The organism is Shewanella chilikensis (genome assembly GCF_002836945.1).
GTDB classification, from domain to species: domain Bacteria; phylum Pseudomonadota; class Gammaproteobacteria; order Enterobacterales; family Shewanellaceae; genus Shewanella; species Shewanella chilikensis.
This window is the reverse complement of record NZ_NIJM01000002.1, coordinates 1-19,735: the sequence shown is the minus strand read 5'-3', so window position 1 is coordinate 19,735 and position 19,735 is coordinate 1. Positions and strand designations below refer to the sequence as shown.

Genomic DNA, 19,735 nt, shown 5'->3' with positions numbered 1-19,735 from the left:
ACAACCAGCCTATCCCCCTCACTTGTTGATCACCTAACTCTTTCAGGCGCTGCGGCTCTATCAGACAATTCCCAAACTTAAGTAGTCGTCCGTGAATAATTAGACAAACCCAAGCCGTGAACGCGATAATCCCTCCCCAATATCACTTTTATCAGACATTTTCGGTTCAAAGAGCACTAAGAGTATGAAGAAACGCTTCTGCCTTCCATGGATAGCAATAATGATGATACTGGCCAGCCCTGCTCTGTCAGCGGCCAATGCAGAGCAATTCTCCCGCTTACTTAAAGGAGCCGAAAGCCAGCTCTATTCACTGCCGCAAAGGTCGCAGGCTCAACTGTACGAAATGGAAAGCGGACAACTCAAAGACCTGCCCAAGCCCCTGCTGACCCGTTTTTACCTGACCAAGGCGACAGTATCTCTACTGCTGCATGAGATCCCCGCTGCCGAGCAAGCAGCCCAAGAGGGCCTGAAACTGGCAGTTCCGGGAACCAGCGAACATACCCTGCTGGAGCTAAGACTGGTACAGGTGATGTTGCAAACCGGCAAGGTCACCCAGGCCATCAGCGAGTTGCAAAAGATTATAGATAGTCAGCAAAATTCCGCCGATAAGGCGGTGCAGGCCGAAGCCCTGCTGCTGAAGAGCAAGGCGCTTGAACAACAAGGCAAGCTGGATGCGTCCTACGCCAGCCTGATGCTGTCATTGGACGCCGCCGAACAAAGCCGGGACAAGGAGTTGCTGGAGCGGATCTCCTTTGGCATCGGCCACCTCCTGGTGCGCCTTAACGGCTTTGAGCGCTCGGAAAAACTGCTTAACAACGCATTCAAATTCTTCAAGGACAGAAGGATGTCCTACAACCAGATGCTGGTGCAATTAGAATTGGCTCAGTTGGCCGAGCAGCAGGGACAGACTGAAATAGCCATAGATAGATACCAAGCAGCGCTGGAACTGGCCAGAGTATTGGGATACGGCCTGTATCGCTTTCGTATCAATGTGGAACTGGCGCTGAAATATCGGGATTCCGGGGATGTGTCGTCCATGGCAAAGCACCTGCAACTGGCCGACAAGCTGCAATATCGCGAGACTTCAACCCTCTATACCAGTCGCTTTCAACTGCTCAAGGCCCAAGAGTTACTCAACAAGCATAAGTACGCCGAAATGGCCGTCTATGTAGACCCTCTGCTTATCAGCCTAGCGAAGGAAAAAGCCTTGTTGCGCTCTCAGATAGAGCTGTTAAAGGTCAGTGCCGAAGGTTTTGCCGGATTAGGTAATTTCAAGCGCGCTTACGAAGTATTGGAGCAATACCAACAGCGTTTCGCCGCATACAGCTCCAAGGAGTTGGTCAGCAATCTGGATCGCCAACAGTTACTATTTAACTTAGAGCGCCTCGAATTTGAAAATCAGGATCTCAACTGGAACAATGTGCTGCAAAAGCTGGAGCTGGAAACCAACCGCACTACCTTGAATCAGCTCAATATCATAAGCAGCATCATCCTGTTGCTGCTGTTGCTGGCCACTATCATTATTCTCTGGCTCAATCGCTCACGCTTGAAGTGGGGCCTGCTGGCCAAGACAGACAGTCTCACCGGCCTCTATAACCGCCGTTATCTGGCTGGTTGGTTGCTGTACCATCAGGCCTTAGAGGAGCAAAACCAGGAGTCGCAACCTAAGTGGCGCACACTGCTTGCTCGGCTGAAATCACTGTTGTTGCCGGCCAAAGTCCAGCGCAACCATGGCCCACTGGCGTTAATCACACTCGACATAGATAGCTTCAAAAAGGTCAATGACACTCATGGCCACAATAACGGCGACCGGGTGCTGATTGAACTGGCCAAGGTCATGAAAGCCTTGCTGCGGAAGGATGATCTACTGGCACGGGTTGGCGGTGAAGAGTTTATGTTATTGCTGCCCAATACCGGCTTGAATGACGCTGTGACTGTTGCCGAAACCCTGAGGCAAAGCGTGGCCGAGCACATATTCACCCTGGAAAATGGCGAGCCACTGAGGCTCACCGTCAGCCAGGGGGTGGCTTTGGACGCCGACGGTTGCCAAAGCTTCAGTCAACTGGCTGATATTGCGGATAAACTTCTTTATCAAGCCAAGCAGCTTGGGCGTAATCGAGTCGAAAGTGAGCTGGCACAGGACTCAGAAGCCAACGCAGTTTGAATTCAGGCGTTTGTCTGCGAGCCGCCGCCATTCCAGCTGCCATCGCGGCGCGCCTGATACTCACTGACCATGGCCTCCACTGCCGCCTCGTCGAAAGGACGTAAACCACTGAGTACCAAGGTTTTACGTCCGGTTCCTACCTGCTTATCATCACTGATAAGCGCGAAATCCAGCGTCACATCACCGCGCTTGCCATCGACTTTGAGATTGCTGTTAATCAGCTCCAGTTTAACCTGCTCAAACTCCAGGGTATCCAGCTCAAACCCCATGCTTTCATAGATAACCAAGGGCCGCGCCGGATTGATGGTGACCTGATGCTCACGCATCAAAGGCACCAAAACATGGGTAAAGTTGAGGCCGGAAAAAGCCACATAACTGCGGATAAAGGATTCCAACTGCCGTTCGCAGTGGCGCGTTTCACCATCGCGATGGACATTCAGGTAGCGTTTGCCGCGCTCATCTTCTATCGCCAGCTCGGCCCCCTGATTGCCGGGAAAATGCAGACATACGCCGTCCCCGACCATGCCTTCAAACTTGAACAGCATCCGGCGGCTGAGGCCATAATCGTTCAACACCAAGGCAAACAGCAGATCGCCGGGAACGCAAAATCGTTTGGCATCTTCATCATGGATAGGATTAAAATCCCCTGCTACTCCCTTGGCAAAATCACTGGCCTGCTTACGGCCTATGGTTATTTGGTTATTTTCTCTTTTAAAATAATCAACTAGAAACATCTTGTTCAAACACTCACAAAGCCAAGGCTAACCGGAATAAAAAGGCCTACCAGTTTAACCGCCTTTTGACAAATAACTCACCCGATCTGTTGGCCTTGGCTTCCGGCCAAGGTTAGCCGCTCAAAAATCAAGCAATCGCACTTCAGCGAGTTTGTCTGAAAATGATCCCAAGCTCTCCTGGACAACTCAAATACAGCCTTACTACTTTACTTAAAAGATCAAAAGCTTACTTTGTAAAGCCAGTTTTTCAAGCAAAACCTCAACAATAACAACTCGGTTTACAGATGCTGACATTTGTTAATTTTGATCACAACAATAAATGCAAATCGTTTGCATTTATTAAATCAATTGCTAGAATTCGCCCGATTTCAACAACAGTAACATCACAACGGGAACCAAGATGATCAAGAAAACTCTCATTGCCAGTGCGCTACTGACTGCCCTGTGCGGCCCACAGGCATTCGCCTCGGACGAGACTCAGGAGCTGCGCAAAATCATCGAACAGCAACAAAAGGTCCTCAAGGATCTGGAGCGTCGTCTGGCAGAAACCGAAAAGCGTCAGCAACAAACTGCCGAGCGTGTCGAACAAACCGCTGAGCGGGTTGAACAGACCGCCGAGGTGGTAGATGCCACCCCGCAAAAAACCGCCACCACTATCGGCGGCTATGGTGAGCTGCACTACAACAACATAGACAACAAGCTGGGCGAGGATAAGAAAGAGTTCGACTTCCACCGTTTCGTGCTCTTCTTCGGCCATGAGTTTACCGAAGACACCCGTTTCTTCTCCGAGCTGGAAGTGGAGCACTCCATCTCAGGCGATGGTCAAAATGGCGAAGTCGAGCTGGAGCAGGCCTACATAGAGCACGACTTCAATGAAGCCCTGACTGCCAAGGCGGGTCTGTTCCTGATGCCGGTTGGCATCATCAATGAAACCCACGAGCCACCGGCATTTTATGGTGTCGAGCGTAACCCGGTTGAGAAAGACATACTCCCGGCTACCTGGTGGGAAGCGGGTTTGGCAATGAATATCCAGGCAGCTCCCGGCCTGGCCTTCGATGCGGCCGTGACCTCGGGCCTGAATGTCCCTACCACAGGTAAAAATGCCTATAAGCCAAGAAGCGGTCGCCAAAAGGTTTCCGAGGCCAAGGCTGACGATCTGGCCTATACCGGCCGGGTGAAATACACAGCCGTTCCCGGTCTGGAGCTGGCTGCCACGGTTCAGTACCAATCTGATCTGACTCAAGGCGAAGCCAATGTAGACACTGCCTCAGCCCTGATGTGGTCGGCGCACGCCATCTACAACATAGAAAACTTCAGCATCAGAGCCCTCTACGCCGAGTGGGACATAGATGGATTTGAAGCCGAAGCCCTGGGCCGCGACAAGCAAAATGGCTGGTATATAGAGCCGTCCTACCGCTTTAACGAGCAGTTCGGTATCTTCGCCCGCTACAACGAATGGGACAACAATGCCGGTGACAATCAAGATACCAAAGAAACTCAAACCAATGTGGGTATCAACTACTGGTTGCACGAGAATGTGGTGTTCAAGGCCGACTACGAAAAACGTGGCGGCAAATCTGACTCAGATGGTTTCAATCTGGGTGTAGGTTATCAGTTCTGATGATCTTTGGGTGCCCTCTGGGGCACCCTCATTGAGGCACTTATGAAGATCCTTATTGCATTACTCTCACTGTTTTTGCTGCCACTCACTCAATCCCAGGCGGCGCAAAGCGTTTACCAAAGCCCGGCAGACTTTGTCACCCAGGCCTTGGGAAACCAAAGTAAAGGTCAAGCAAAAGCCAAAGTTTTTTGGTTCAGCGCCGAGCAACGCCAGGTCATAGAAGAGATACTGGCCCACGATTTTCGGCCGCTGCGTACCCGCTATTGGCAGCAGGGAGACGACACTGTCTGGATTCTGGAGGAAATTGGCAAAGAAGCGCCAATCACTGTGGGCATTCATGTGCGCCATGGGCAGATTTATCGCACCAAGGTGCTTATCTACCGCGAGAGCCGCGGCGATGAGGTCAGGCACGACTTCTTTACCGATCAATTTAAATCGGCGACACTCACAAAAGATAAACAGCTGGACAAACATATAGATGGCATTACCGGGGCAACACTGTCCGTCAGGGCCCTGACCAAACTGGCCCGTATCGCCCTATATCTTGATCGGCAACTCAGCCTGCAAAACACAGTGAGCCCAGATGACACGTAAACATCCGGACTTTCGAGTCCGTCTCCTGCGCACCCTGCGCCCCTGGCACAAACGTATTGGCATCAGCAGCAGTGTGCTTGTGTTGCTGCTGACACTGACCGGCCTGGCCTTGAATCACAGCCGTGAGCTGAACCTATCCCAAGGCGTGCACTGGCAATGGCTGCAAGACTATTACGGCATTGGCGCCCCGGAAGATTTCAAAATCTGGCAAGCCCAGCCGCTGGCGGGCAGCAGTCAGGGGCAGGCCTGGATAGGCGGCACACCGCTAGCCGAGCAAACAGATGAAATACTGGCCATGGCTCCCTTTGAAGACAAGTGGCTGCTGCTGACCCAAAACAGTTTGACGATTTTGAGCCAGGATCTTGCTGTGCTGGAAACCCAAACCGAGCTGACAGGTTTGCCGCCGCAGATAAACGCCTTGGCGGTCGAGCCCGGCAATGTCTGGCTAAAAACACCACTGGGCCAATATCGCAGCGACAGCGAACTGCTGGACTGGCAAGCGGCCACCAGCCTGGTGACCCTCCCCTGGATAAAACCACTCGAAGGGGCAAAGATACAAACGCAGCAATTGCTCGGAGATATTCGCGCCAGCCGCCTGTCCTGGCACAGGGTTCTTCAGGATCTGCACAGCGGCCGGATCTTCGGCGCTGCCGGCAGTTATCTGATGGATCTGGCGGCGATCGCCTTATTATTACTGTCTGTGAGCGGCCTGATCATTTATTTAAAACAGAAGCGCTGAAATCAAGCCAGCTATGATGCCTGCCCGGGCTCGTGTGAGCTCCCGGCCAGAGTATCGGGCGCGAGCAACTGCAGACTGGCAAACTCACGGTACAGCGGGCTGGTTTGCATCAACTCGCTGTGGCTGCCACTGGCCAATAATCGCCCCCGCTCCAGCACCAGAATACGGTCGGCATTGAGCACTGTCGCCAACCTGTGGGCTATGATGAGAGTGGTTCGTCCCGCCATCAACTCATCCAAAGCCTGCTTGACCTTGACTTCACTGACCGCATCCAGGGCACTGGTGGCTTCATCGAGCAGCAGTAAAGGCCTGCGGGCCAAGATGGCGCGGGCAATGGCAATTCGCTGCTTTTGACCACCGGAAAGGCACACGCCACGCTCACCCAAATAGGTATCATACCCCTGGGCAAACTCACTGATAAATTCATGAGCTCTGGCGCCTTTGCAGGCGGCAACCACCTCTTCCAGGCTGGCCTCCGGGCGGCCATAACGCACATTTTCCAGCACACTGGTGGCAAAGATCACCGACTCCTGGGGCACCAGGGCAAACTGTGCCCTCAGGCTCGCCAATGATACAGAAGCGATATCGACGCCATCGAGCAGAATGCGGCCGCAACTCGGCTGATAGAAACGCTGCAGCAACTGAAACAACGTACTCTTGCCGGCGCCGCTGGGCCCAACCAGAGCCACCCGTTCACCGGGTTGAATATGGATATTGAGATCCTCAAGCACTGCTGCACCCTCATCATAGGCAAAACTCAGCTGCTCTATTCTGAGTTCTCCCTTAAGCGGACTGGGCAGCGCCAGCGGCTTGGCCGGCTCGGCAATATTTGCCTTGGACTCGGCCAGCTCCATCAAGCGTTCACTGGCACCGGCAGCCCGCTGAATATCCCCTATCACTTCGCTTATGGTGGCCACGGCGCCAGCCACCATCATGGCGTAAAACATGAATGCCGACAGCTCACCGGCGCTGACCGCACCGGCCATTACGTCTCTGGCCCCCACCCAGGTCACAGCCACTATGGCACCGATAGTCAGCAACATGACAGAGGAGATCAACGCCGAGCGATAACGGATGCGGCCACTGGCAGCACGCATCACCGCCGCCAGGTAGCCGTCAAAATTGTCGCGATCGCGAGCCTCGTGACCATAGGATTGTACCGTGTGGATCTCATGCAAGGTTTCATCCACATAGGCACCGAGATCGGCGACACTGTCCTGACTGGTGCGCGCAAGCTTGCGTACCCGCCGCCCAAGCAAACCTACAGGCACCAACACCAGCGGTACGGCCAGCAGCACCAAGGCCGTGAGCTTGATGCTGGTAAAAGCCATCATCACCAAGCCACCTATAGTGGTCACTGAAGATCGCAGTGCCATCGACAGGCTAGAACCGATAACTGTCTGCAACAGAGTACTGTCGGCGGTGAAACGGGAGATGATTTCCCCGGTGCGCAAGCGGGCGAAAAACACCGGGCTTTGTTCCAGTAACCTGTGATACACCAAGCGGCGAATATCGTTGCTGACTTTCTCACCGAGCCAGGTCATCAGATAAAAGCGGCAGAACACGGCCACGGCACTGACCAGGGTGATCCCCAGAATAAACAACACAATTTCGTTGAGGCGGCCCGAGTTGTCGGCCATAAAGCCCTCATCCACTATCAAGCGAACCCCTTGCCCCAGAGCCAGCCAGGCCAATGACCCCAGCAGCAAAAACAGCAGCGCCAGGGCAACCCGCAAACGATAAGGCTTAAGAAAGCTCAGGATCCAGGGCAGGATCCGAGCCGAAGCGATTTGAGGAGCAGACAATAGAAAATCCAGACAGTGACTATTAATCAGGATTGTGGCGCCAAAGCGCCGATGAGTCCAGTTCAGGCAGACACAGCCTTGGGCGTTCCATGGTGACCATCACGCATCCAGTTGACATCCAACAACTCGGCACCGCTGAGACTGAACGCCTGGCCAAAACCTTTGACATAGAGACCGCGCTCGGGCACCAGCTTAAACAGGTTGAAATCGGTCAATGCCGCCAGGTTATCTATCATCTCACCGAAGCGCCCGGACAGCACCTGTACCCCTTTGGCAAAGCTTGGGCTGTCTCTTGCTATCAGTTCGGCAGCGGCATCAAAGGTCAAGCGACGGCGGGCAAACACGCTGCGCGCCTCGGCTTCGTCTTCCACCAGCATCACAGATACCCGCGGTGACTGTTTGAGATTAATACCGTGACGCGCCAGATCGCTTACCAGAATATAGAAGCCATCATCGGCTAGCGCGAACGGCGCATAGCTGGCATTGGGGACCCCGTTGGCATCCTGGGTCGCCAACTGCAAGGTAGTGCGCCCCTGTTTAAACTCTTCAATTTCCGGCAGCAGTTTTTCCTGCAGGCGTTGGTTCTCACTGGTCATATTTCCCCCTTTTTTGCTGTCACTTCACCACGGTGACGCCAGTCGGCAAACAGTGCCAACTGTGGCGGCAGCAGCTTGCGTTGTTGATCCCGGCCCAGATAGACCTTAAAAACGATGGCGCCATCAGGGCCAAAGAAGTTAATCGAATGGCTTTCAGTGCCCCGAAATGGACGACTTATCAAAGCGATGGCACTGAAATTCTCCAATTTCAGATGGCCATGCAGGCCATCTCCCTTGCTGTAGAGGTTAAAGTAGCCATGAGCCGTCTTTCCCTTGGGGAAGTCGCCTTTAAATTCAAATATCTGCCCGGCAACTGTGACTATGGTGGTCAACTTGCCCCACTCAGGCAGTGCCTGCAACAGGGCTTCCAACCATTCCAGCGGCAAGAATTGCTGCTGCTCGGCCGGTAATGCCTGCACCACCTCAAGCTCAGAAATCCCAAGATTGGCGGCGGCATCGGCCGGCAACCATTCAGGGTGTTCCAGCATGGCGGCGGCTATCTGCAGGCGGCCAGCGGCCGCCCTTGTTGTATCGCTTATCTGCATCTGTTGCTCCATCAGAAACGGTAACGGGCCGAGAGCTTGAAGTTGCGCCCTTGATCCATCAGGGTTTGCCAGGCTTGGATGTATTCTTCATCGCCAATGTTTTCAATGGCAAAGTCGACTCGCAGTCCTTCGAAGGCCCCCATGGCAGGCTCCCAAGCCAGATACACATCCCATAGGGTGTAGTCCTGGTAGCGGTTAACCGGGTTGTTTTCAGGCACCCTGTCTTGACTGGCGTTATAGCTGACCCGGGTCCCCAGCTTCATATCGCCCGCCATGATCCCTTGCGATAAGTCGAGCACCAGCTTGTTGGCCGGAATATTGGCCAGATAACCTCCGTCATGCCTGTCCTTGCCTTCAGTCTGACCATAGCTGAGTGATAAGCGGGTCTGATTGATACGATACTTCCCCGTCAGTTCGAAACCGGTCAGCCTGGCCTTGTCGACGTTATCCCAACGGGTATTCTGCTCAAGCCTGGGAATACCATGCAATGGATTGGTCACCCGCTGCTCAATAAAGTCATCGACATCGTTTCTGAATACACTCAAGCTCAGCGCCAACTCATCGTTGCCCGCCAGCTCAGCAAAGCGCATATCGGCCTTCAGTTCCTTGTTCTTGGCCTTTTCAGCCTTGAGGCTTTCATTGACCTCGAAGGTATTACACAGGCCGTTGGGCAAGAAATTGGGGATGGATGGAATACAATAGTGAGTGCCGCTGGAGTACATCTCCTCCACTGATGGCGCGCGGAAGGCTTCATCGTAACGGGCACTGAGTGTCAGCCATGGCGCTGTCTTCCACACCAGTGCCAACGAGGGAGACAAAGCATCGTCATCACTGGAATGACCCAGGTTATTGCTTTCGTTTTCAAAGCTGTCGTAACGCAGCGCCGGATCCAATGACCAGTTTTCCCCCAGGGCGATATTGGCGGCCACGAAAGCGCCCCACACCCGAGACTCACCATCTATGTTGCCGGGACGCTGACCGCTCTGGCCGCTGTCATCACGGAAGGTTTCTATCTGGTCGCGGTAGCCATCCAGACCATAGGTTAATTTGAGCCCCTGCCATTGACTGCGATTGGCGATACTGAACCCCAGGGTTTCATATTCTGTGGTGTCGAACTGGCCCTTGGTCAGGCGATTCTCATCATAATCTGTCTTGTTCCAGTAGAACTTGGCATCCAGATCCAGCAAGGCATTGCCCCTTGGTGCCAGGCTGTAGTCCAGGGTCAGGTTGGAATCTTTGCTGTCACGGCGCACCAGAGGCACACTATTGCTGACACCTGTGGCCGGATTGCTGGGCACGGCCTCGGAGATCTCATTGATCCTGCCGGAAAGCTGCAGCCTTTGTGCCTCGTCCAACTGCCAACCAAACTTGGCCAAACCACTGCGGCTGCGGCTGGCGCTGTTTTCCAGGGTATTGTCATTACCGGCCTTGATATTGTCGCCGTCGCTGTAGCTGCCGTTCAGCAACCAGTCGATACTGCCCTTGGCACCATAAATGGCACCACTGCTCTTGCTGCGCTGGCCATTGGCTTCATAACCTTGCTTGAGATAACCACCAAAGCTCTGGCCTTCGTCGAGCATCTCTCTTGCCGACTTGGTATTTTGTGATACCACGCCACCTATGGCGCCACTGCCCCAAAGGCTGGAAGCCGGGCCGCGTACCACCTCGATAGAACTGAGCAGCTCAGGATCCATAAAGAAGGTGCCTCTATGGCCAGCGCTGGTGTTTTGCCTGGCACCATCTATGGTCTGCAATACTCTCTGGCCACTGAGGCCACGAATTTCCACCTGTTGGGCAGACGCCCTGGGGCCATTGGCGATATTGATGTTGGCTTCCGTTTTGAGCACTTCGGCCACCGAGTCGCCCTGCTTCTCAGCCAACTGCTCTTCGCCGACAACCACTGCACTGCGGCTGGACTCAGAGACTTTCTCCTGAATGCGGGTAGCACTTACCAGCACTTCATCAAATTCAGCTGTTTTTACCTGCTCGGCAACAGCGGCCAAACTCAGGAGGGGAGTCCCCAATGCCAGAGTAATAGCCATAACCAGCGGCTTTCTATTCATCATCTTTGATCCTCAAACAGATTATCAGGCTGTATCTCCAGCCTTTCTCATGGGAGTGGCATTACTGAAAATAAATTGAGCCCAGGGGCAAACAGCAAGCCCGGGATAACACCACTTACGCCGGCACTCTAGCTTAACTTTAGAAGATGATCAAATAGTAATTATTATCATTTGCAATATTATTTACTCTAATATATTTTAATCTGAAGAAAGGGAAAGTTACTCGGGAAGCTAAGCCATTTGTCGGTACGAAATGCGGTGCTATTCAAACGGTAAAAGCTAGCCAAGCGGTAAAAACTGGTTAGGCAGTAAAAGTAGGAACCATGGAATGGTGGCGGCTCAGGGACAGAGCCGACCCAAAACAGAACAGCATTGAGCCTTACGGGTCCTTGCTTAGTTGAATTTGAACATTCACCCGCAGCAACAAGCGGTTGTAAACAGGAGTAACGGCGTGACCCCCAAGCGTTATTGTGGTTTTGCGCTCATGGCATTGTCACTTCAGAGTGCGGTATTGGCCTCTCAGACAGCCACCCCAGATCCTTTGGTAATGCCCACCAAGGGCGGTTTGCAGCTGAGTTTCAGCGCAGCCCCTGCTGCAGCGCCCCAAACTGCCTCTGCCCAGACTCAAAACCAGGCTGCTACCGCCGAAAGCCACCCCGCGGCAAAGGCCCCATCCGCTAAGCATAAAGAAGCTGAACATAGCGAACCTCAATATAAAAAACCGCTGAAACAGAATGTGGCAAACCCTGAGTCGCCAAAGTCTGAGCAACCAAAGTCTGAGCAGCTAAATGCCAAACCTGCCAAAGCGAGTCAGAAACAAGCCTCAAAGATGAGTAAGCCACAACCGACTCAGGAAAAACCGCGAGAGAGAGAAGATAAATCTGAACCGAAACACGCCTCAACAACTCAGCAAGAAGAGCCTGTGCCCCATGAGGAAAAGCCGGGCATTCCTTCGTCGCCGGTTCTAACAGCCACCACCTCAGGGCTGAATCACACAATAGAGCTGGCTGAGCCTGTTTTTGCCAGCCCGCCGACGCCACCGAACTACCCCAGACTCGCCCGCAAGCGGGGCTTTGAGGGCACGGCTCTGGTAGACATCTTCTTTGATCATCAAGGCAAAACCCAAAATGCCCTGCTCGTCAGCAGCTCAGGTTATGCCATTCTGGATGAAGCGGCATTGACCGCCGTACACCACTGGCAGTTCAGCATTCCTTCCCAAGCCTCAGCCACCCGTTTCAAAGTCAGGGTGCCGGTTCGCTTCGCCCTAAACTAACAGTTGGAGACACGATGGAATTAAGTTTGTATCAAAGCCTGTACCAGCAACTTGGTGCTCTTACCTGGCCTTTGTTCATCTGCGCCTTTCTGACCCTGATGATATTGCTGGAGCGCTTTGCCATCTTGTTGCCGAGCCTGTTCAGGCGCCAATCCTGGCTCGGCGAATTGCGCAGCGGCACACTGGATGAAAGCTGTGACAGCCTGCTTGAACGCCTGAAAGATAACCGGGGACTGATTTCCTGCGGTGCCCGCCATTTGCTGAGGCAGGCCGCACAACCCAAGGCGCTGCGGGAAGAGTTGTTGTCACTTTGGCTGGCAAGGGAGAAACGCAAACTCCACGCCGGGCTCAAGTTGCTGCAATACATAGGTGCCATCAGCCCGCTTCTGGGTTTGCTCGGCACTGTGCTGGGGCTTATGGAGATGTTCAACGATATTGGCGCCAATCAGAGTGACAGTATCACTCCGGCCTTGTTGGCCTCAGGCTTGGGATTAGCCATGTACACCACAGCCGCCGGCTTGTTGATCGCCGTACCCGCACTGTTGGGCGCGCAGCTGTTCGGACTCTGGGCCGAGCGCTCAGTGGCCTCCTGCGCCCATGTACTGAATCATCTCAACCTTTGGCTGGAAGGGGTTCCACTGCAGGGCGAAGACAATGATTACGCTGCTTTTAACCTGAGCAAACTCAGTCAAATCAACGACAAGCGCCGCCTTCCGGAGCCGCTGTCATGATTGAAATTAAGAAAGAGCATGGCCTGGATAGCGGCCTGGATCTAACCCCCTTGATAGACATCATCTTCATTGTGCTGGTGTTTTTGCTGCTCACAGCCAACCCCAAGTTATTGAGCCTGCCGATTGAAGTGCCGGATAACAGCGCCACCACTTTGAGCCCGCAAGCGCAGACTCAGTTGACGGTAAGCGTGTTACCCCAGGCGCCGTTCTGGGCGCTCAACGAACAAAAATTTGCCCGGTTCGACGCGTTCGAGCAGGCACTGACTCAGGCGCTGGCCGACAATCCCGAACTGACCTTGGTGGTAGCCGCCGACAAGGAGGCAAGAGTCCAGCCGCTGATGCAACTGCTGAGTCTGCTGCAGCGGCTGCAGATCAGCCAGACCCGGGTCCTGATGGAACCCTAAACAACTGATGAAACCTCAGACACAAGTCTGTGGCGATGAGTCCCTGAATTATTTTGGAGCTAGAATGAAAAACTCTCTTATCTTCCTCTGTGGCCTGCTCGCCATGCCGCTTTTCGCCGCTGAAGAGCCTCCCAAGCGAGTGATCAGTGCCGGTGCCGGTGTCACTGAATTGGTGCTGGCATTGGATGCCGCCCCGCAACTGGTGGCAGTTGACGCCAGCAGCGCCCTGCCAAAGACGCTGAAACTGCCAAGACTCGGCTACCACAGAATGCTTTCAGCCGAGGGCATATTGGCGCAAAAACCGGATCTCCTGATTGGCACCTCTGTGATGGGACCGGCCAGCAGCATAGATCTGGTAAAACAGGCCGGTGTACCGGTTATCACCCTGAAGGCGGCCGATACCACCGAGCAACTACAGCAAAATATCCTCATTCTGGGAAAGGCCCTGAATAAGGAGAAAGCCGCCACCGAACTGGCCGATACCCTGGGTGGCAGGTTACAGCAGCTGGCGCAATCTGCGGCCAAATTCGAACATCCACCCAGAGTCATGTTTATGTTGTTGCAGTCAGAGCGTCCCGCCAGGGTCGGCGGTGCTGATACGGCCGCCGATATCATTATCCAGCTGGCCGGTGCCACCAACGCCGCCGACTTCAGCGGCTATCGAAGCCTGTCTCAGGAAGGCATTCTGGCGCTCAAGCCTGAGCTGATTTTACTCTCAAGCGCCAGCGAGCAACCCGAGCCTCAAGCCGATAAGCTACTGAAGAGTATGCCGCTACTGGCCCATACTCCGGCCGGAAAAGCCGGTTTGATCCGGGATCTTCAACCTCAGGCATTACTCGGGGGATTGGGTATCTCCGCCATTGAAGCAGCCGAGTCCCTGAATCAGGAACTGCTGGAGCAATAATCATGGCTGCCGTGCTGCCCATCCACCGCCATCCCTGGCTCTGGCCTGGACTCGCCAGCCTGCTGCTGTTTTCCGCATTGCTCTCGATAGCAACCGGACCTGTGACCATAGGCTTGAGCGATATAATCGACTCCCTGTTTGGCTCAGTAGCCGCCGGGCAGGAAGCCAATGCCCTGATAGTGCAAAATGTCCGTCTGCCGAGAACCTTGCTGGCACTGATTGTCGGCGCCTTGTTGGCACAGTGCGGCGCAGTAATGCAAGGCCTGTTTCGTAACCCTCTGGCTGACCCAGGCATCATAGGTGTGTCCTCGGGCGCGGCGCTGGGAGCCGCCATCTGCATAGTGCTACTGCCGCACCTCGGCAGCTATGCCGTCCCCCTTGGTGCTTTTCTCTGCGGTCTGGCAACCAGTTTACTGGTTTACCGGCTCGCCACTTCAGGTGGCAGCACCTCAGTGGTGTTACTCTTGCTGGCCGGGGTGGCTATTACCGCCCTGGCCGGTGCCGGAATTGGCATGCTGACTTTCCTTGCCAACGACATGGCACTGCGGGATCTTAGCCTGTGGCAGTTGGGGGCCATCGCCGGTGCCAGTTGGCAATCTGTATTTATCTGTCTGCCGGTACTGGCCTTGGTGAGTTGGCAGTTCAACAAACAGGCATTGGCGCTCAACGCCCTGTTGCTTGGCGAATCCGAGGCGCGTCATTTGGGCATAGAGGTAGACAGGCTCAAGCTGAAGTTGATCTTACTCTGCTCTTTGGGTGTCGGTGTTGCCGTGGCGGCCACCGGCATCATAGGTTTTATCGGACTGGTGGTACCACATCTGGTGCGGCTGCTCAAGGGGCCGGATCATCGGCAACTGCTGCCGCTGAGTGCCATTCTCGGCGCCGTGCTGCTGGCCTTGGCCGACTCAGGGGCCCGCACCTTGATGTCACCGGCCGAGATCCCTGTCGGCCTGATGACGGCTCTGCTCGGCGCTCCCTTCTTCCTCTATCTGCTGCTAAGTCAGCGACGTAAGCTTTATTGAGGTACTCCATGCCTTCACTCGAATCCGTGACCACAACAACTGCCGCACAGACACCGGCTATATCATTTGAGTCCACCGTAGTTACTGAGCAAGTACTGGAGCTCAAACATCTCCATGCCAGAGTCGACAACAAGCCCTTGCTGACCGATGTCAGTTGCCGACTGCAAAGCGGCCAATTTTACGCTCTATTGGGGCCCAATGGCGCTGGCAAGTCCAGTCTGCTGCGGCTGTTAACTCAGGAGCTCAAGGCCGATGCCGGGCGGATAAGCTTTCACGGCTCGCCTCTTGGGCAGTGGCCGAAACAAGCCTTGGCCAGGCATCTGGCCATGTTGCCGCAACACTCGAGTCTCAGCTTTCCCTTCAGCGTTCGTGAAGTGGTAGCCATGGGCCTGTATCCTCTCAGTCTCAGTGCCAGAGATGCCGCCCAACTGGTTGAGCAGCAACTGTGGCGTCTGGATCTGGCTCACCTGAGTGAGCGCAGCTATCCGGCACTGTCCGGCGGTGAACGCCAGCGGGTTCAGTTGGCCAGGGTTTTGACTCAATTGGCCCAGGCCGAGCACTCGCCTGTACTCTTGTTGGATGAACCCACTTCGGCGCTGGATTTGGCCCAGCAACACAGAGTACTGCGGCTCGCCAGAGAGCTGGCACATGAGCAGGGCTACACTGTATTGGCCGTGCTGCACGACCTCAACCAGGCCAGTCACTATGCCGATCAGTTGCTGGTTTTGGACAAAGGAAAACTCCTGGTTCAGGGCGAGCCTCAACAGGCTTTGACGCCTGAACTGATTTCCAGGGTCTGGCACTATCAACCGGGTACCTTCGCCGACGCGCAGGGGCAGAGACTCTATTTTTGAAGCGATCAAAATCTTGCCAATAAAGGCCCTTGCAATATGGCCCTGCCATAAGAGCATTTGCCCCCGAACAAGTTCAGCACCGACAAGCGCCTTTGATGTGAAGCCGTCTGTGGTCAGAACGCTAAGCAGGCAGGTATAATTCTTGGGTCAGCCATCAACCCCATCAGAGATGAACAAGAAGCCAGCGATTTCCAACGAAACCCAAACCGAAGCCATGCGCGTGGCCAAAGCCACTCAAAAGGCGGGGCAGACCAAGGAGCAAACCCGCCTCATTGCCCAGGGCATAGAGAAAGGCATTGCTGAATACAAGAAGCAACAAAAGGCCAAGGCCAGGGAAAGAGACAAGGCGCGCAAACAAGAGCTGAGGCAGAAAAAGAAACTTCAGTCCGGCGAAGATGACGGCGTCGCGGCAAGCGAAATACCTTCAAGCTACATCCCCAAGTGGCAACTCTTGTTACCTTGGACACTGCTCATTTTAAGCTGGATTTGGTTTGTATTTATATAACTTTATCAATTGCTTAAATTTTATTTGAGAGCAAGTAAGGCTATAAAAATAACTTCCTCACCGCGAGTTCAGCCACACACGAACAAGTTACGGCATGATTTAAGATACAATAATCCGTAAACTTTCTGCCGGTTAATGGCAACAGAGAGGCTCAGATGTCGCTAAACAGCAGAGTGCGGATCTGCTCCAGGTGAGTGCCAACCCAGGCACTGTTAATCGGGCCCCAGGTGCGGATGTGGTAGTGCCCTGAATTATTCCTGCGGCCATCCTGAATAAAGTCCACCTGAATACCTATATCGCCGAAGGCGGCAATGGCATCTTGCAAAGTGCGGCGCGGCATGCCGGTTTCCTTCTGTAAGGACAGCAGGTTATGTTGGCTATCGTCTATCAGGTGGGCCAGATAGAGCTTACGTAAAAAGGCAGTTTGCTGTTTGGATACCTTATCGGCTTGGAACATACTCATCGTCCTGATGGTTTACAGCCAGTAGCGGCGCGTTTGAGAAAACGAGCGCCACATAGGCAACAAAGTCTTGCAACCAAACTACTTGATATCCAGTTGTTAACACAAGTGCAATCGCTCAGGATCCGGAACTGCATCAAGTCTCTGCCATCCGAGTTAGCGGCTTGAAGCGACAAACTCTCTATTGCTATAGTCAGGTCAATGCCTCAAGGACTCAAAGCACATGGATATCCGCTCGCCCCACTCGCCCCTGCCTCAGCAGCAGTGGTTGGGCTTTGACAGCCAACCCTTGGCCCCCTTGTCTCCCCGCTACCGTCAACAATTGCTGTGGCAAAACCTGTTGCTGATGGCGCTGGTCATACTGCTACTAGTGCCTGCTTTACTGCTCAGCGCCAAGCTGAGTGGTCTTGGAGTCATCATCTCGGTCACACTGGCACTGCTGCTTTTGGGATTCAAGACCTGGCTCAATCTAAAACAAGCCGAAGCCATGGCTTATGGCGTTTGTGAATACGGCATTTTGCTGCGTGAAGGGCTTTGGTGGCAGAGCCATACCGCCATGCCGGCCAGCAGGCTGCAACATGTGAGCCTGTCTCAGGGGCCATTGCAGCGCCATTTCGGACTGACAAGTTTGCGCTGCTACAGTGCCGGCAGTTCGGCGGCCGAGGTGAGTCTGCCCGGGCTGGATATTGAAGTCGCCGAAGCGCTGCGCCAACATCTGCTGTCTCTGGCAAGTAAAAATGTTAGTGGCACCTTGATGGAGACGCCGAATTGAGCCAGGTGCAGCAAGCCAATTGGCACTCACTCTCGCCTTGGGCAATCATCAGTTTCAGCCTCTCCAGCCTAAAGCACTTCCTCAGCAACGGCTATGCCCTGGTGCCTATTCTCTATACCGGCTGGCAGCAGGGATTTGACTCCGTCTGGCTGCCACTGGTACTGGCATTGACCCTGATAGTGATTTTTGCCCATGGGCTGTTGAGCTGGCGTAAATTCCGTTATCGCTTGACTCGAGGGCAACTCGAGGTCCACAGCGGCGCCCTGTTCAAACGTAAAGTCGAGCTGCCGATAGACAGAATTCAGAATGTGCGTCTGGAACAGCCTTTTTACTTTAAGCCTTTGCGACTGGGTAACTTGATAGTGGAAACTGCGGGTTCAGCCAAGGATGAAGCCTGCTTGAGCGCAGTCACTCAAGCTCAGGCCGAGTCACTGAGGCGGCAATTGATGAAACGGGCCGACACAGACGAAAGCGCCCCCGCCTCTGCACCACCAAACTCCCGCTTACTGGTGAAGAAGTCCCTGGCAGAGCTGGCACTCTTTGGCCTGTATCAAAATAATTTTGTTTGGTTTGCCGTCATCGCAGGCCCGGTACTCAGCCAGCTCGAAGGCAGTCAACTGATGGAGCTGGGGCTGACACAAGTCTTCGACTGGCATCAGCAGCAGCTCAGTGGCAACCTGCTGCTGGAGCTGGGGTTCCTTGTCGGCCTTCTGCTCCTTGGCTATCTGTTGTTTTCCTTGATCTCAATAGTCGCGGCGCTGCTGAAATATGTCCCCTATCGCCTGACCCAGGAGTCGGAGACCTTACAGCGTAGCGGCGGCCTGCTGTCCCACCAGCAAGACATACTCAAGCAGCACAGAATTCAACTCATCAGTTTGCAGCAGCCGTTGCTGGCCCGCTGGCTGAAACGCTGGACTCTGAGCTTCAAGCAGATAAAAGGCAATGAAGTGGAAGGCGGCAGCAACAATCACATGTTGGTTCCATCGCTCGGTAGAGGCGAAGTGCATCGCCTGCTGAAAAGGCTCAACCAAAGAAGCAGCAAGGCCGACGGTATTCCCAATCGTTGGCACCCCATTCACCCGAGCTGGTTTTACTATAGGGCGCTGTGGTGCTTAACGCCGGCGCCGCTGGCGTGGGCATTTATCGGCTCGGCAGTAGAGACCTGGTTGCTGTTGCTGGTCGGAGTGTTGGCTGTCCTGGCGCTTTATCTACGCTATCGTCAATGGGGTTTTTGGCGGGTTGAAAACGATCTCTGGATCCACAAAGGGCTCCTAGGTCACAGTTGGCAGTTGGTGCCGCTGGGCAAGGTGCAACATCTGCAGTTGATCCAAAGCAGGGGCCAAAAACGCCGAGGCCTCGCGAGCCTCAAACTTGGGCTCGCCAGCGGCGAACTGACACTACCAGCCATCCCGCTGGCCAAGGCGCAGGATATCGCGGCGCAAACCCTTGGGCTTATCGCCCATGATTACAGCAACTGGATTTAATCCTATTCAAATAGAAGGAATTGTCATGCCAGCTCAAATCGCTTCCGAGTACAGGCCACAACGGGTAATCCATTTTTGGTTTGAAGAGATAAGCCCCAAAGCTTGGTGGGACAAGGATCCTGAGTTTGACAACACAATTGATCGCCGTTTCGGCGCCTTGCTAAATGCGGCCCGTCAGGGCGAATTATGGCATTGGCGGCAAACGCCACAAGGGCGCCTGGCGGAAATTTTGCTGCTGGATCAGTTCTCGCGCAACATTCACCGCGATACTCCCGATGCCTTCAGTGCCGATCCCATGGCATTGGCTTTAGCGCAGGAGGCGATCAGCATTGGCGCCGACAAACAGCTGCAAGCCCCTATGCTGGCATTTCTTTATATGCCCTTTATGCACAGCGAGTCGGCGGTTATTCATCAAAAAGCCCTGGAACTGTTCGCCTCGGAACAAACCAGGGACAACTATGACTT

Annotated in this window: 20 protein-coding genes; 14 read left to right on the top strand and 6 right to left on the bottom strand. The window is 54.2% G+C overall.

The annotated features are described in order from the left end of the window. Positions 1-220 precede the first annotated feature (220 nt). Positions 221-2,164, top strand: coding sequence for a GGDEF domain-containing protein (locus CX651_RS00885; protein ID WP_157822653.1), 1,944 nt, complete (start codon positions 221-223; stop codon positions 2,162-2,164). A gap of 2 nt (positions 2,165-2,166) precedes the next feature. Here CX651_RS00885 and CX651_RS00880 read toward each other — a convergent pair whose 3' ends face one another. Next, positions 2,167-2,898, bottom strand: a complete 732-nt coding sequence (locus CX651_RS00880; protein ID WP_101052737.1) for a DUF3581 domain-containing protein — start codon at positions 2,896-2,898, stop codon at positions 2,167-2,169. Positions 2,899-3,298: 400 nt separating this feature from the next. Between CX651_RS00880 and CX651_RS00875 the strand changes: the two genes are divergently transcribed. The 3 genes from CX651_RS00875 to CX651_RS00865 are packed head-to-tail and all read left to right on the top strand — an operon-like array spanning position 3,299 to position 5,852. Then, positions 3,299-4,519 (top strand): porin, encoded by a 1,221-nt coding sequence (locus tag CX651_RS00875; protein WP_101052735.1) that lies wholly within the window; start codon positions 3,299-3,301, stop codon positions 4,517-4,519. A 42-nt stretch (positions 4,520-4,561) separates the two neighbouring features. Further along, positions 4,562-5,113: an FMN-binding protein gene (locus tag CX651_RS00870; RefSeq protein ID WP_101052733.1), complete on the top strand. Its 552-nt coding sequence runs from the start codon at positions 4,562-4,564 to the stop codon at positions 5,111-5,113. After that, a complete protein-coding gene (locus CX651_RS00865; RefSeq protein ID WP_101052731.1) occupies positions 5,103-5,852 on the top strand; it encodes a PepSY-associated TM helix domain-containing protein in 750 nt (249 codons plus the stop codon). The genes CX651_RS00870 and CX651_RS00865 overlap by 11 nt, the downstream gene beginning before the upstream one ends. A gap of 11 nt (positions 5,853-5,863) precedes the next feature. On the opposite strand, the gene CX651_RS00860 is transcribed toward CX651_RS00865, so the two are convergent. From CX651_RS00860 to CX651_RS00845, 4 genes are all read right to left on the bottom strand, one after another. After that, on the bottom strand, positions 5,864-7,657 hold the full coding sequence (locus CX651_RS00860) for an ABC transporter transmembrane domain-containing protein (protein ID WP_373296777.1): 1,794 nt from the start codon (positions 7,655-7,657) through the stop codon (positions 5,864-5,866). 62 nt (positions 7,658-7,719) lie between these two features. Next, positions 7,720-8,253: a heme utilization protein HutZ gene (gene hutZ, locus CX651_RS00855; RefSeq protein WP_101052727.1), complete on the bottom strand. Its 534-nt coding sequence runs from the start codon at positions 8,251-8,253 to the stop codon at positions 7,720-7,722. After that, on the bottom strand, positions 8,250-8,798 hold the full coding sequence (hutX, locus tag CX651_RS00850) for a heme utilization cystosolic carrier protein HutX (RefSeq protein ID WP_373296776.1): 549 nt from the start codon (positions 8,796-8,798) through the stop codon (positions 8,250-8,252). Before hutX ends, hutZ begins: the two co-directional genes overlap by 4 nt. 11 nt (positions 8,799-8,809) lie before the next feature. Further along, positions 8,810-10,861 (bottom strand): TonB-dependent hemoglobin/transferrin/lactoferrin family receptor, encoded by a 2,052-nt coding sequence (locus CX651_RS00845; RefSeq protein ID WP_101052895.1) that lies wholly within the window; start codon positions 10,859-10,861, stop codon positions 8,810-8,812. A 451-nt stretch (positions 10,862-11,312) separates the two neighbouring features. Between CX651_RS00845 and CX651_RS00840 the strand changes: the two genes are divergently transcribed. The 7 genes from CX651_RS00840 (at position 11,313) to CX651_RS00810 (ending at position 16,554) form a co-directional block, all read left to right on the top strand. After that, positions 11,313-12,134, top strand: a complete 822-nt coding sequence (locus tag CX651_RS00840; protein WP_101052723.1) for an energy transducer TonB — start codon at positions 11,313-11,315, stop codon at positions 12,132-12,134. Positions 12,135-12,148: 14 nt separating this feature from the next. Beyond that, positions 12,149-12,865 (top strand): MotA/TolQ/ExbB proton channel family protein, encoded by a 717-nt coding sequence (locus CX651_RS00835; protein WP_101052721.1) that lies wholly within the window; start codon positions 12,149-12,151, stop codon positions 12,863-12,865. Continuing rightward, a complete protein-coding gene (locus tag CX651_RS00830; RefSeq protein ID WP_101052719.1) occupies positions 12,862-13,269 on the top strand; it encodes an ExbD/TolR family protein in 408 nt (135 codons plus the stop codon). Before CX651_RS00835 ends, CX651_RS00830 begins: the two co-directional genes overlap by 4 nt. Before the next feature lie 64 nt (positions 13,270-13,333). Beyond that, positions 13,334-14,173: a heme/hemin ABC transporter substrate-binding protein gene (locus CX651_RS00825; protein ID WP_157822652.1), complete on the top strand. Its 840-nt coding sequence runs from the start codon at positions 13,334-13,336 to the stop codon at positions 14,171-14,173. A 2-nt stretch (positions 14,174-14,175) separates the two neighbouring features. Beyond that, positions 14,176-15,195, top strand: coding sequence for a FecCD family ABC transporter permease (locus tag CX651_RS00820; protein WP_283103214.1), 1,020 nt, complete (start codon positions 14,176-14,178; stop codon positions 15,193-15,195). An 8-nt stretch (positions 15,196-15,203) separates the two neighbouring features. Further along, positions 15,204-16,049 (top strand): heme ABC transporter ATP-binding protein, encoded by an 846-nt coding sequence (locus CX651_RS00815; RefSeq protein WP_101052715.1) that lies wholly within the window; start codon positions 15,204-15,206, stop codon positions 16,047-16,049. 169 nt (positions 16,050-16,218) lie between these two features. Then, on the top strand, positions 16,219-16,554 hold the full coding sequence (locus tag CX651_RS00810) for a DUF2956 domain-containing protein (protein WP_101052713.1): 336 nt from the start codon (positions 16,219-16,221) through the stop codon (positions 16,552-16,554). A gap of 151 nt (positions 16,555-16,705) precedes the next feature. Here CX651_RS00810 and CX651_RS00805 read toward each other — a convergent pair whose 3' ends face one another. After that, positions 16,706-17,011 carry a winged helix-turn-helix domain-containing protein gene (locus CX651_RS00805; protein WP_039034136.1) on the bottom strand — a complete coding sequence of 102 codons (306 nt, stop codon included), beginning with the start codon at positions 17,009-17,011 and terminating at the stop codon, positions 16,706-16,708. A 226-nt stretch (positions 17,012-17,237) separates the two neighbouring features. Here CX651_RS00805 and CX651_RS00800 point away from each other — a divergent pair, with 226 nt between their 5' ends. The 3 genes from CX651_RS00800 to CX651_RS00790 form a co-directional block, all read left to right on the top strand. Then, positions 17,238-17,786: a PH domain-containing protein gene (locus CX651_RS00800; RefSeq protein ID WP_101052709.1), complete on the top strand. Its 549-nt coding sequence runs from the start codon at positions 17,238-17,240 to the stop codon at positions 17,784-17,786. A 5-nt stretch (positions 17,787-17,791) separates the two neighbouring features. Continuing rightward, entirely contained in the window at positions 17,792-19,270 is a 1,479-nt protein-coding gene (locus CX651_RS00795) for a PH domain-containing protein (protein ID WP_229839732.1), read from the top strand. Positions 19,271-19,295: 25 nt separating this feature from the next. Next, positions 19,296-19,735: DUF924 family protein (locus tag CX651_RS00790; RefSeq protein ID WP_101052891.1), on the top strand; the 440-nt coding region annotated here is incomplete at its 3' end.